This is a genomic window from Stenotrophomonas sp. TWI700 (assembly GCF_039673645.1).
Classification (GTDB): domain Bacteria; phylum Pseudomonadota; class Gammaproteobacteria; order Xanthomonadales; family Xanthomonadaceae; genus Stenotrophomonas; species Stenotrophomonas maltophilia_AA.
Map to the genome: position 1 here is coordinate 31686 of NZ_JBDJMB010000008.1, position 12390 is coordinate 44075.

Here is a 12390-nt window from a genome sequence, read left to right on the forward strand (position 1 = left end):
TGGCGCGCTAAAATAGGTGGATGCATGACGCCGTGACCCGACCGACCCAACCCGCCGATTCCGCCGTGTGGGCCCGCCGCCAGACCCAGCCTGTCCATATCGGCGGCGTGGTCGTGGGTGGGGGCCATCCCGTGGTGGTGCAGTCGATGACCAACACCGACACCGCCGATGTCGCCTCCAGCGTGAAACAGGTGGCCGAACTGTGGCGTGCGGGCTCGGAGATGGTGCGGTTGACCGTCAACAATCCCGAGTCGGCCGCGGCCATCCCGCGGATCGTGGAGAAGCTGCAGATGATGGGGATCGATGTCCCCCTGATCGGCGACTTCCACTACAACGGCCACCAGTTGTTGACCCAGGAACCGGCCTGCGCCGAGGCCCTGGCCAAGTACCGGATCAATCCGGGCAACGTCGGCTTCGGCAAGAAGAAGGACACCCAGTTCGCGCAGCTGATCGAGTTCGCGATCCGCTACAACAAGCCGGTCCGCATCGGCGCCAACTGGGGCTCGCTGGACCAGTCCCTGGCCGCGCGCCTGATGGACGAGAACAGCCAGCGCGCGCAGCCCTGGGATGCCGGCCGCGTCCTGCGCGAAGCGCTGATCCGGTCGGCGCTGGATTCGGCTGAAACCGCTGTCGAGCTCGGCCTGCCGCGCGATCGCATCGTGCTCTCGGCCAAGGTCAGTGGCGTGCAGGAGCTGATCGCGGTGTACCGCGACCTGGCCCAGCGCTCGGATTTCGCGCTGCACCTGGGCCTGACCGAAGCCGGCATCGGCAGCAAGGGCATCGTCGCCTCCTCGGCGGCGCTGGCGGTGCTGATGCAGGAAGGCATCGGCGACACCATCCGTATTTCGCTGACGCCCGAGCCGGGCCAGTCGCGCACGGCCGAGGTGATCGTTGCCCAGGAACTGCTGCAGACCACCGGGCAGCGGGCCTTCACGCCGCTGGTCACGGCCTGCCCGGGTTGCGGCCGGACCACCTCGGAGTTCTTCCAGGAACTGGCCAAGGTCGTGCAGAACCATGTGCGCGAAAAGATGCCGGTCTGGAAAGTGAGCCACCCCGGCGCGGAAAGCATGACCCTGGCGGTCATGGGCTGCATCGTCAACGGGCCGGGCGAATCGCGCCACGCCAACATCGGCATCTCGCTGCCGGGCACCGGCGAAACCCCGGCTGCACCGGTCTTCGTGGACGGTGAGAAGACGGTGACCCTGCGCGGCGACAACATCGCCCAGGACTTCGTGGCGCTGATCGACGCGTACGTCGAACGGACCTATGTCCGACGCGCGGGATAAGCCGGCGGTGCTGGCCGCCCCGGAGCCGGCGGCCGGTTTCCGCCACTGGATGGGCCGCAACGCCTGGCGCTTCGTGCTGCTGTTCGTCGGCGTGCTGTTGCCGCTGGCCGGGTTCGTCGCGCTGGCCGACGAAGTCCACGAACTGGAATCGATCTATTTCGACGCGCCCCTGCTGTGGAAGCTGCACGGCCTGCATTCCCCGGGGCTGGACGCGTTCTTCGTGCTGCTCTCCAAGCTGGGCTATGAGTGGTTCCTGATCCCGGCCGATGTGCTGATCGTGTCCCTGCTGGTCTGGCGCAAACGCTGGCGCGAAGCCAGTTTCGTGGCGATCTGCTTCGTCGGCTCCGCCCTGCTGAACCTGGGCAGCAAGCGCTTCTTCCAGCGCGACCGCCCCAGCCTGTGGGAATCGATCGCCCCGGAGAGCACCTTCAGCTTCCCCAGCGGCCACGCGATGGGCTCGATGACCCTGGCCGTGACCCTGGTGCTGCTGGCCTGGAACACCCGCTGGCGTTGGCCGGTGGCCCTGTCGGCGGTGACCTTCGCGGTGCTGGTGAGCCTCTCGAGGGTCTACCTCGGGGTCCATTACCCCTCCGACATCCTGGCCGGCTGGTGTGCCGCCCTGGTCTGGGTGGTAGGGTGCTTCCTGGTCATGTTCCGCCGCCGCCATCCCTGGCGGCACCGCCACTGAGAGCATTACGGCGGTAAACTGGCCGAAAACGGCATGAAGACGCGCCGCATCGATAGGCTGTTTCTTTGGAACAGGCTAGGATGAGAGGCACAAGGGGAGGGGCAGGACAGCACGTCTGTGATGCGCGGAGCAGAACGCGATGACGGGGAACCGGGTTCCTTGTGATCGACACATCCCGCAGCTAGGCTTGCCCCCGTTCACAGTGTTTGACGAGGTTGGCGGATGACGATTCGAGTGTATCTGGTGGACGATCATGCTCTGGTGCGTACCGGCATGAAAATGATCCTCTCCAACGAGACCGACATCGAGGTGGTCGGTGAGGCGGAGAGCGGTGAAGATGCGCTGCCGGATATCCGCCGCCTGCGGCCCGACGTCGTGCTGTGCGATCTGCACCTGCCGGGCGTGAGCGGCATGGAGGTCACCGAACGCGTGGTCCGTGGCGATCACGGCACCCGCGTGGTGATCGTCTCCGTCCTTGAAGATGGCCCGATGCCCAAGCGTCTGCTCGAAGCCGGTGCCTCCGGTTACATCGGCAAGGCCTGCGATGCACAGGAACTGCTGCGTGCCGTGCGCGATGCCGCGCTGGGCCGCCGTTACCTGGGCAACAGCATCGCGCAGAACCTGGCGCTGTCGAATGTGGAAGGCAACCACTCGCCGTTCGACACGTTGTCCCCGCGCGAACTGGAAGTGGCCCTGCTGCTCACCCAGGGCCTGCGCCAGGAAGACATCGCCAAGCGCCTGAGCCTCAGCGCGAAGACCGTCAACACGCACAAGGCGCGCCTGTTCGAGAAGATGGGCATCAATGACAACATCGCGCTGGCGCGCATGGCCAGCCAGTACGGCCTGGTGAATCCGGCGCGACCGATGTAACCCGCGTGCTGGCGGTGGATGAAAAAACGCCCGGGCATGCCCGGGCGTTTTCGTTCAGTGCGCGCGGACCCGCGCCACGATCTTCGCGGCCTGGGCCGCACTCGCGCGTACCTTGTCCCACTCGCCACGCTCGATCCAACCGCCCGGCACCATCCACGAGCCACCGATGCAGACCACGTTCTTCTGCTCCAGGTACTCGGCGGCGGTGTCTTCGGTGATGCCACCGGTCGGGCACAGCTTCAGATCCGGAATCGGACCGGCCAGCCCCTTGATCATCGCCAGCCCGCCCACGGCCGAGGCCGGGAACAGCTTGCAGACCCGGAAGCCGCGCGCATACAGCGCCAGCATTTCGGTCGGCGACGCCGCACCCGGCACCACCGGCAACGCGGCCTGTGCCAACGCATCGGCCATGTGCGCCGGCGTACCCGGCGTGACCAGGAAATCCGCCCCCGCATCGATCGACTGCTGCATCTGCTCCACGGTCAACACCGTGCCCGCACCCACCACCACATCCGGCAGCTCGCGCTTGAGCATCGCGAGTGCTTCCATCGCCACCGGCGTGCGCAGCGTCAGCTCGATCGCGGGCAGCCCGCCCTCCAGCAACGCCGCGCTGACCGCACGGGCCTGATCCAGCGTATGCACCGTCACCACCGGCAGAATGCCGGCAGCCGTCAACAGGGTTTCAGCGCGTTTCTGATGTTCGGCGATGCTCATGCGTTTCCAATCCTTATTCCAAAAAGTACGACGCCAACAACGCGCCGAAAAGTGTCCGGAGGCAGCGGATGGCCCCAACCAGGACCGTTACAGCGCCATGGATGGCGCTGACGAGCCCCCATGGATGGGTTCACGGCGCGTCCTGGTTGGGGCCATCCGCTGCCTCAACCAGGAAACCCCACCGCCGCGTCAGCTCAGGCGTCCTTCGCCTCATGCGGCGCATCCGCAGCCGCCGCATCGTGCCCAAGCTCATATTCCGCATCGTAATTCCAGATGCTGCCGTCATCGGCCGCCGGCCCGCACGAAATCGACATCGCGCCCTGATCGGCCGGCCCCACCAGACGGCGGCTCATCGCGAACAGATTGCGGCCCAGATCGTTCCCCGCCGGTGCCGTGTTCGGCGCCGGCTCGCGTGCCGCGAACTCCGCCGCATCCACCAGCAGCTCCAGCGTGCCGGCCTCACCATCCAGACGGATGATGTCGCCCTCGCGCACCCGCGCCAGCGGACCTCCACGCGACGCTTCCGGCGTCATGTGGATCGCCGCAGGGAACTTGCCCGAGGCACCGGACAGACGACCATCGGTGACCAGCGCCACCCGGCGCCCCTGGTTCTGCAGCAGGCCCAGCAGCGGCGCCAGCGAATGCAGCTCCGGCATGCCGTTGGAGCGCGGGCCCTGGTAACGGACCACCGCAACGAAATCGTGCGGCAGCACGCCGGCCGCGTGCAGCTTGTTCAGCACCTGCGGCGCATCGACCACCACCGCCGGCGCTTCGATCGTGCGGAACTCCGGCTTCACCGCCGACAGCTTGATCAGCGAGCGACCGAGATTGCCGCGCAGCAGGCGCAGGCCGCCCTGGGATTCGAACGGATTGGCCACGCCACGCACCACATCCGGATCGGCGCTCTCGCGCACGCCATCGATGTAGGTCAGCTTGCCGTCGCGCAGCGCCGGCTCCTGGCCGTACTGCGGCATGCCGCCTTCGGCCACGGTCTGCAGGTCGGCGTGCATCAGGCCGGCCTCCATCAGCTCACGGAACACGAACGCGGTGCCGCCCGCGGCAGCGAAGCGGTTCACGTCGGCTTCGCCGTTCGGATACACGCGGGCCAGCAGCGGGATCAGCTGCGAGAGTTGGTCCATGTCGTCCCAGGTCAGCACGATGCCGGCTGCACGCGCCACTGCGATCCAGTGGATCGTGTGGTTGGTCGAGCCGCCGGTGGCCATCAGGGTGACCACCGCGTTGACGATCGCGCGCTCGTCGATCAGGCGGCCGAGCGGACGGAAATCGTCGCCCAGCGCGCTGATCTCCAGCGCACGCACTGCCGCCTGGCGGGTCAGTGCATCGCGCAGCGGCGTATCCGGATTGACGAACGAGGCGCCCGGCATCTGCACGCCCATCGCCTCGAGCAGGGTCTGGTTGGAGTTGGCGGTGCCATAGAAGGTGCAGGTGCCGGCGCCGTGGTACGAGGCGGCTTCGGCTTCCAGCAGTTCCTCGCGGGTCGCTTGGCCGGCCGCATAGCGCTCGCGCACTTCGGCCTTCTGCTTGTTCGGAATGCCCGGGGTCATCGGGCCGGCCGGCAGGAAGATCGCCGGCAGGTGGCCGAAGGCGAGCGCACCGATCAGCAGGCCCGGCACGATCTTGTCGCAGACGCCGAGGTAGACGCTGGCATCGAACATGTCATGGCTCAGGCCGATCGCGGTCGACTGGGCGATCACATCGCGCGAGAACAGCGACAGTTCCATGCCGCCGCGGCCCTGGGTGACGCCGTCGCACATCGCCGGCACGCCACCGGCAACCTGTGCGGTCGCGCCGAGTTCGCGCGCGGTTTCGCGCAGGATCTCCGGGTAGTGCTCGAACGGCTGATGCGCCGAGAGCATGTCGTTGTACGCGGTGATGATGCCCAGGTTGGGCGTCACGCCGCCGCGCAGGCGCGACTTGTCGGTCGGGCCGCACGCGGCGAACCCGTGGGCGAGGTTGCCGCAGCTCAGGCGCGAACGGAACGGACCGTCGCGCAGCGCCGCGTCGACACCGGCCAGGTAGGCGGCGCGGGAGGCGACGCTGCGCTGGACGATGCGCTCGGTGATGGCATGGAGTTTGGGATGCAGGCTCATTGGCTACCGGCTATGAGAGGGCGAACGGAACAACACCGGGGCAACTCAGTCACACCAGTGGACGCGCAGTTTCGCGCCGTCGAGATCGATCGCGTTGAGGATGGGATACAGCTGCGGATTGTTGCTTTCCAGTGCGTGCTTGAGCACTTCCAGCTTCTGCTTGCCACGCAGCAGCAACAGGCGCTGGCGGCTCTGCTTCAGGCCGTGTGGCGTGAGGGTGATGCGCAGCGGCCACTGGTTCGCACCGGGGCAGCCGGTGGCATCCAGCGCCGCGTAGGGCAGGGTGCTTTCCAGTGCGCGGGTCAGATCCTTCGAGCCCGGGAACAGCGAGGCGGTGTGGCCGTCATTGCCCATGCCAAGCACGCTCAGGCAGGGCCGCTGGCTGTGCTGTGCCTGCAGGTTGGCGCTGTAGACGCACTCGGGCAGCGGCTTGCCGACCCGCACCAGCGGATCGAAATGTGCGCCTTCGGCACGGGTGAGGAAGCTCTCCTTCACCAGCCATGCATTGCTGTCGCGATCCTGCGGCGAGAGCCAGCGCTCATCGACCAGGCTCACCTCCACCCGGTCCCACTGAACGTCCAGCTCGGCCAGCGCCTGGTAGACCGGCGCCGGCGTGGTGCCCCCGGACAGCAGCATGCGCGCGCGCCCGAATTCGGCGATGTCGCGGTTGAGCTCGGCGGCCATTTCGGCGGCCACGGCCTCGATCCAGCCATCGGCATCGCCGTGGCGGATCAGGGTGAAACGGTCGGACGTATCCAGGGTATTCATGCGGTGCCTCCCGGCAGATCGCGTTCCACATCCGCCGCATATGCGGCCGCGCCGAGCAGGCCGGGGCTGGGGTGCATCACCGCCAGTGACGGCACCTTGGACATGATCGAAGAGAAGCGGCCCTTGTGTTCAAAGCGCTGGCGGAAGCCGGAGTGCTGCAGCGAATCGAGCATCTTCGGCACCAGGCCGCCGGTCAGGAATACACCGTCCCAGGCACCCTGCATCAGCACCAGGTCGCCGGCGATCGCGCCGAACACCGCGCAGAACACATCCACGGTGCGCATCGCCTGCGGGTCGCCATGCAGCGCACGCGCGGTGACGTCCACCGGCTGCAGCTGGCCCGGATCGATATCGGCCATCTCGCACACGGCGCGATGGATGTTGACCAGGCCCGGGCCGCAGATCAGGCGCTCGTTGGAGACACGGCCGAACTGCTCGGAGAGGATTTCCAGAATGCGGATTTCCTCCGGCGTGCCCGGCGGGAAGCTGACGTGGCCGCCTTCGGTTTCCAGCGGGTAGCAGCGGCCGTGGCGCAGGATCAGCCCGCCCACGCCCAGCCCGGTGCCCGGGCCGATCACCGCATAATTGCGCGGCTGGCCGGGTTTGCCCGGCACCCACGCCGCGCCGCCGACCTGGATCACGTCCTGCGGCTGCAGCAGCGAAATCGCCATCGCCTGGGCGGCGAAGTCGTTGATCAGGTGCAGCTCGTCGAAGCCGAGCATGTGCGCGGTGCGCATGCGCGAGATCACCCACGGGTGATTGGTGATGCGCGCCTCGTCACCATCGACGCGGCCGGCCACGGCGAACACGCCGCGTTTTGCCTCCGCACCGATCTCGTCCAGATAGTGGCGCGCCGCCTCACCGAGCGACGGGAACTCGGCGACGCGGAACTCGCGGATGCTGTCCTGCTGCAGCGGCGCGGCCAGCGAGGTATCGGCCAGGGCGAAGCGTGCGTTGGTACCTCCGATATCCGCGACGAGGACCGGCTGGGACAACACCGTCATGCCTGATCACCCTGGACAGCGTCGGCCTCGGCCTCCGCGGGCAGGAAGCCGCTGGCTTCCCGCGGCCCCCATTCGCCGGCGGGGTAGGGCTGCAGCGGCAGCTTGGCTTCCTTCCACGCGTCGCTGACGCTGTCGATCCAGGCCCAGGCGGCGCGCACTTCGTCATCGCGCACGAACAGCGCGTGGTTGCCGTTGAACGCATCCAGGAACAGGCGCTCGTAGGCGATGCGACGGTGCAGACCGGTCGGCACGGACAGTTCCAGTTCCAGCGGATGCAGCTCCAGCGCGCCCCATTCCGGGCCGGCCAGCGAGCTCATCAGGCCCAGCTCGATGTTTTCCTGCGGCTGCAGCTGGAAGGTGATGCGGTTCGGGGTCGCGTTGCGGCGGTGCGGGCGCTCGAACAGCCAATGGGTGACCGGCTTCAGCGTTACCACCACGCGGGTGGTGCGCTCGGCCAGGCGCTTGCCGGTGACCAGGTGGAACGGCACGCCGGACCAGCGCCAGTTGTCGATATGCGCGGTGACCCCGGCGAAGGTTTCCACATCGCTGCCTTCCGGCGGCTGGTAGGCCTGCGCGGGCTGGCCGTTGATGGTGCCGGCGGTGTAGCGGCCGCGGACGCTGTCGCGTGCAGCGTGCTTGGCGGTGAGCGGGCGCAGGGCGCGCAGCACTTTGACCTTTTCATCGCGGATGCGGTCGGCTTCCAGCGAGGCCGGCGGTTCCATCGCGACCAGGCACAGCAACTGCAGGATGTGGCTCTGGACCATGTCGCGCAGCGCGCCGGAGCGGGCGTAGTAGGCATCGCGACCGTCCACGCCCTCGCTCTCGGCGACCAGGATGTGCACCGATTCGATGTAGTTGCGGTTCCATACCGCCTCGAGCAGCGTGTTGCCGAAGCGCAGCGCGATCAGGTTCTGCACCGCGGCCTTGCCCAGGTAGTGATCCAGGCGGAACACGCGGTCTTCGTCGATCCACTGGCCGATGGTGGAGATGATCTCCTCGGCGCTGGCACTGTCGCTGCCGATCGGCTTCTCCAGCATCAGGCGGTGCGGAGCGGCCAACGCGCCGCCCTTGGCCAGCCCTTCGCAGGTGGAGATGTACAGGCCCGGCGGAATGGCCAGGTAGCTCACGCAGTGGCGGTCGACCAGATCGCTGACCGATTCGGCCACCGAGTCCGGATTGCGCAGATCCACCGAGCGGTAGTCGATGCGCTGCAGGAGCGAGTGGATGTCGTCCTGGCTCGCCATCGGCATGGCCTGCTGCAGGCGCGGGCGCAGGATCTCGCGGAAGGCTTCGGTATCGTGCGGCGACAGCGCCAGCGCACGGACCTTGAAGTCCTCGGGGAGCAGACCGTCGCCCAGCAATCGCAGCAGCGAGGGGAACAGATAGCGCTGGGCCAGGTCACCTGTGGCGCCAAACAGGAAAAGGGTGTCGTGCATCGCTCGAGTTTCAGATCCGGGTGACATCGTTGTCAATCGCTTCTCGTCTATGTTCTCGGGGGTCGGGCGGGGTCCGTTGTCTGCTTGTTGCAGGTGCAGCACGCCCCATGGATTCCGCCCGGCATGATGGCCTGCCAACCCGGTGTCGTGGGGGATATCGCATCCTCCCCGGCATCCAGGTCACGGCCGACTATCGGATAGTGCCACGTGAAAACGTTTACATGGCAGAATGCGCAGACTGTATTCGATTGCAGTGGTCGCCGTCATGCGGCACCACGCCATCGACCTGCCATCGGGAGGGCCGAAGGCAGTTCCGCATAACAGCCCGGAGACCGGGCGGACTGGAATGGTGATATGGCAAAAGTGCAGTTGCAGGGCGTTCGCAAGGTCTACGACAACGGTCAGGTGGCCGTGCAGGGCGCGACCTTCGAAGTGGCCGATGGTGAATTGATGGTGCTGGTGGGGCCGTCGGGGTGTGGCAAGTCCACACTGCTGCGCATGGTCGCCGGCCTGGAAGAAATCAGTGGCGGCACGCTGACGATCGGCGACCGCGTGGTCAACGACGTGGCGCCCAAGGACCGCGACATCGCCATGGTGTTCCAGAGCTATGCGCTGTACCCGCACATGACCGTGGCCGAGAACCTGGCCTTCGGTCTGAAGCTGCGGGGGCACGACAAGGCCACGATCAGCAAGCGGGTGGGTGAAGCGGCCGAAACGCTCGGCCTGACCGACATGCTCGACAAGCTGCCCAAGGCGATGTCCGGCGGCCAGCGCCAGCGCGTCGCGCTGGGCCGTGCGCTGGTGCGCGAGCCGGCGGTGTTCCTGCTGGATGAGCCGCTGTCCAACCTGGACGCCAAGCTGCGCCACAGCGTGCGCACGGAAATCGCGCAGCTGCATCGCAAGCTCGGGACCACGATGATCTACGTGACCCACGATCAGGTGGAAGCGATGACCCTGGGCCAGCGGATCGTGGTGCTCAAGGATGGCGTGATCCAGCAGATCGATACCCCGATGGCGCTGTACGACCGTCCGGCCAATCTGTTCGTGGCCGGCTTCCTCGGCAGCCCGGCGATGAACGTGCTGCGCGGCACCCTGCAGCGCACCGACAGTGGCTATGCCGTGCAGGACACCGCACTGACCGCGCCGCTGGGCCAGGCCCGGATCGATCAGGCGTGGGTCGGCAAGGCGATCGCCGTGGGCGTGCGCCCGGAGCATCTGCAGCCGGCTGCGGCCGGGGATGCGACCGCGTTCGAGGCGATGATCGATGGCATCGAGCCGGTCGGCAACGAGATCTTCGTCAACATGACCAGCGGCGGCCAGCCACTGGTGATGCGCGTGGCGCCGCAGGCGTTGCCGTCCGTCGGCGAGCCGATCCGCGTGGCGATCCATCCGCAGGGCCTGCATTTCTTCGATGCAGAGACCGGCGAGCGCTTGAACGACGCCTAAGGCGCGGACGGGTTACGGGGCGCGCCGACCAACGGTCGACGCCTACCGGGGGGTAGGTCACGACCGTTGGTCGTGACCGCGATCGGACCGGGGCGCGTACGCATCGACCAACGGTCGATGCCTGTTACCGCGCCAGGCCGTCCAGCAACGGCAGGTGAGCGGCGTCAACCCCGCCGACCGTCAACGGCTCCGGCGCGATCTCCAGCGGCAGCACGGCCAGGGCCAGGTCACCGGCCACCGAGGCGACCGTGCCGATCGCCGCCTCGTTCTGCTGCACCTGCGTGCCGCTGGTCGTGCCCTCCACGACCCGCAGCAACTGCAGGGCGCGCTTGGCCTTGCCCAGGAAATGGGTGCGGGCCACGATTTCCTGGCCCGGGTAGCAGCCCTTCTTCACGCTGTACCCGTTCAGGCGGTCCAGCCCCAGCTGCTGTGGCGTCCACTGTTCACGCTGATCGGCGTCCAGTCGCGGCAGCCCATAGCGCAGGTCGGACTGGCGCCAGGCCAGCGCGATATCCGCGCTGTCCGCGGCGGCGGCCACGGCATCGGCGGCACCGATCCGCAGGCTGCGCGGAAGCGCATCGCTGCCCAGGTCCAATTCCACGGTTTCGCCACCAAGTTGCGCAATCGCGGCGCCGGAGGCCGCTTCGGGGGCGGTGAAGCTCGCCACCACGGCCAGGTCGTTGCGCACCTCGATCCGGACCTTGCGGCGGAATACAAAACGCTGCAACTGCGACGCAATCGCATCGGCGTCGCCGTCGGCGAGCAGCAGCACGATGCGCTCCTCGTCCAACCGCAACAGCTGGAACACAGCAATGGTGCGGCCCTTGGCCGTCAGCCAGGCGCTCCACTGCCAATGCCGCAGGGGCAGGGCGGTGACATCGCTGGAGAATTGGGCATGGGCGAACGCGGCCGCATCGGCACCGCTGAGGCTGAGCAGCTGGTGACCGGGGAGGCGCGAAAAGCCGGCGAAATCGGAGGGCAGGTTGTCAGGCACGTGAACGGGGTCTAAAATTTGTGCGTTGCGAGAACACCCATGATAGGCCAAACAACCCCCACTCCAGATTCTGAAGCTGAAGGCACGCTGGTACCGGAGAAGCAGCCGCTTCCCGAGACCGAGGCATTGCCTTTGGAAATCGGCGGCCGCGGCGGACTTGATCCGGTGCGGTACGGAGATTGGGAAAAAAACGGACGCTGCATCGATTTCTGATCAGCATTGAGCCAACGCGGCATTGCGCCGCCCAGCCGAGACAACGAGCCCAGCGAATGGCCGCCAGAGAACGTCCCCTTTCCCCGCACCTTCAGGTGTATCGCTGGCAGATTCAGATGGCCACCTCGATCCTGCATCGAGCGACCGGCATCTTTCTGTCTGTTGGAGCCCTGATCATCGCCGGCGGCCTGCTCGCCCTGATGATGGGCCCTGAATCCTGGAACTGCTTCACCGGCCATGCCGGCAGCTGGTACGGCAAGCTGTTCCTGTTCGCCTGGAGCTGGTCCTTCGCCTACCACCTGTGCAATGGCATCCGCCATATCGTGCAGGACTTCGCGATCGGCTTCTCCATTCCCGCCTTCGTGCGCAGCAGCTGGGTCTCGGTCTTCGCCAGCCTGGTGATCACTGCCCTGATCTGGGCCTATGTCTTCATGGGAGCGGCCGCATGAACAAGTACCGTACCCCGCTGAAGAACGTGCGTGGCCTGGGCGCCGCCAAGACCGGCACCGAGCATTTCGTGCTGCAGCGCCTGACCGCCACCGCGCTGGTCGGCCTGACCATCTGGTTCCTGGTGTTCGTGCTGAGCCTGATCGGCGCTGATTACGTGACCGCCACCGACGCGGTGTCCAAGCCGTGGAACGCGGTGCTGCTGGTCGGCTTCCTGGTCGCGATGTTCTGGCATGCCCAGCTCGGCCTGCAGGTCGTGCTGGAAGACTACATCCACAATTCGCTGCTGGCCCTGGCGCTGCAGACCACGGTGAAGTTCATCGCCGTGCTCGGCGGGATCGTCAGTGTTTTTGCGGTCGCCCGCATCGCGCTCGGCGTCGCCTGAGTCCAGGCACCAAGACAGGAATCCAGAT

At 67.0% G+C, this 12390-nt stretch carries 13 protein-coding genes; 7 read left to right on the forward strand and 6 right to left on the reverse strand.

Going from position 1 to position 12390, the window contains the following annotated elements; genetic code table 11:
* Window positions 1–20 precede the first annotated feature (20 nt).
* From ispG to ABE473_RS08265, 3 genes are all read left to right on the forward strand, one after another.
* Complete coding sequence (gene ispG / locus ABE473_RS08255; protein ID WP_313212901.1) at window positions 21–1286, forward strand: flavodoxin-dependent (E)-4-hydroxy-3-methylbut-2-enyl-diphosphate synthase; 1266 nt, start codon at window positions 21–23, stop codon at window positions 1284–1286.
* Window positions 1267–1974 carry a phosphatase PAP2 family protein gene (locus tag ABE473_RS08260; protein WP_179459222.1) on the forward strand — a complete coding sequence of 236 codons (708 nt, stop codon included), beginning with the start codon at window positions 1267–1269 and terminating at the stop codon, window positions 1972–1974. Before ispG ends, ABE473_RS08260 begins: the two co-directional genes overlap by 20 nt.
* 222 nt (window positions 1975–2196) lie before the next feature.
* On the forward strand, window positions 2197–2844 hold the full coding sequence (locus tag ABE473_RS08265; RefSeq protein ID WP_123728958.1) for a response regulator: 648 nt from the start codon (window positions 2197–2199) through the stop codon (window positions 2842–2844).
* A 54-nt stretch (window positions 2845–2898) separates the two neighbouring features.
* Here the strand turns inward: ABE473_RS08265 and ABE473_RS08270 are convergent, their stop codons facing one another.
* The 5 genes from ABE473_RS08270 to zwf form a co-directional block, all read right to left on the reverse strand.
* Window positions 2899–3558, reverse strand: a complete 660-nt coding sequence (locus ABE473_RS08270) for a bifunctional 4-hydroxy-2-oxoglutarate aldolase/2-dehydro-3-deoxy-phosphogluconate aldolase (RefSeq protein ID WP_346478637.1) — start codon at window positions 3556–3558, stop codon at window positions 2899–2901.
* A gap of 194 nt (window positions 3559–3752) precedes the next feature.
* Complete coding sequence (gene edd / locus ABE473_RS08275) at window positions 3753–5669, reverse strand: phosphogluconate dehydratase (RefSeq protein ID WP_346489124.1); 1917 nt, start codon at window positions 5667–5669, stop codon at window positions 3753–3755.
* Between the two features lie 45 nt (window positions 5670–5714).
* Window positions 5715–6437 (reverse strand): 6-phosphogluconolactonase, encoded by a 723-nt coding sequence (gene pgl, locus ABE473_RS08280; RefSeq protein ID WP_176989683.1) that lies wholly within the window; start codon window positions 6435–6437, stop codon window positions 5715–5717.
* Window positions 6434–7441 (reverse strand): glucokinase, encoded by a 1008-nt coding sequence (gene glk / locus ABE473_RS08285; protein WP_176989684.1) that lies wholly within the window; start codon window positions 7439–7441, stop codon window positions 6434–6436. The genes pgl and glk overlap by 4 nt, the downstream gene beginning before the upstream one ends.
* The gene (gene zwf / locus ABE473_RS08290) at window positions 7438–8877 is read right to left on the reverse strand and encodes a glucose-6-phosphate dehydrogenase (RefSeq protein ID WP_346489125.1); all 1440 of its coding nucleotides are present in this window, start codon (window positions 8875–8877) and stop codon (window positions 7438–7440) included. The genes glk and zwf overlap by 4 nt, the downstream gene beginning before the upstream one ends.
* 354 nt (window positions 8878–9231) lie before the next feature.
* On the opposite strand from zwf, the gene ugpC reads away from it, so the two are divergent.
* Window positions 9232–10323 (forward strand): sn-glycerol-3-phosphate ABC transporter ATP-binding protein UgpC, encoded by a 1092-nt coding sequence (ugpC, locus tag ABE473_RS08295; RefSeq protein WP_346489126.1) that lies wholly within the window; start codon window positions 9232–9234, stop codon window positions 10321–10323.
* A 124-nt stretch (window positions 10324–10447) separates the two neighbouring features.
* On the opposite strand, the gene ABE473_RS08300 is transcribed toward ugpC, so the two are convergent.
* Complete coding sequence (locus ABE473_RS08300; protein ID WP_346489127.1) at window positions 10448–11317, reverse strand: folate-binding protein; 870 nt, start codon at window positions 11315–11317, stop codon at window positions 10448–10450.
* Between the two features lie 39 nt (window positions 11318–11356).
* Between ABE473_RS08300 and ABE473_RS08305 the strand changes: the two genes are divergently transcribed.
* The 3 genes from ABE473_RS08305 to sdhD are packed head-to-tail and all read left to right on the forward strand — an operon-like array spanning window position 11357 to window position 12362.
* Window positions 11357–11530 (forward strand): DUF1674 domain-containing protein, encoded by a 174-nt coding sequence (locus ABE473_RS08305; protein WP_346489128.1) that lies wholly within the window; start codon window positions 11357–11359, stop codon window positions 11528–11530.
* A 56-nt stretch (window positions 11531–11586) separates the two neighbouring features.
* Complete coding sequence (sdhC, locus tag ABE473_RS08310; RefSeq protein ID WP_319211256.1) at window positions 11587–11979, forward strand: succinate dehydrogenase, cytochrome b556 subunit; 393 nt, start codon at window positions 11587–11589, stop codon at window positions 11977–11979.
* Window positions 11976–12362 carry a succinate dehydrogenase, hydrophobic membrane anchor protein gene (gene sdhD, locus ABE473_RS08315; RefSeq protein ID WP_176989690.1) on the forward strand — a complete coding sequence of 129 codons (387 nt, stop codon included), beginning with the start codon at window positions 11976–11978 and terminating at the stop codon, window positions 12360–12362. Before sdhC ends, sdhD begins: the two co-directional genes overlap by 4 nt.
* Window positions 12363–12390 lie beyond the last annotated feature (28 nt).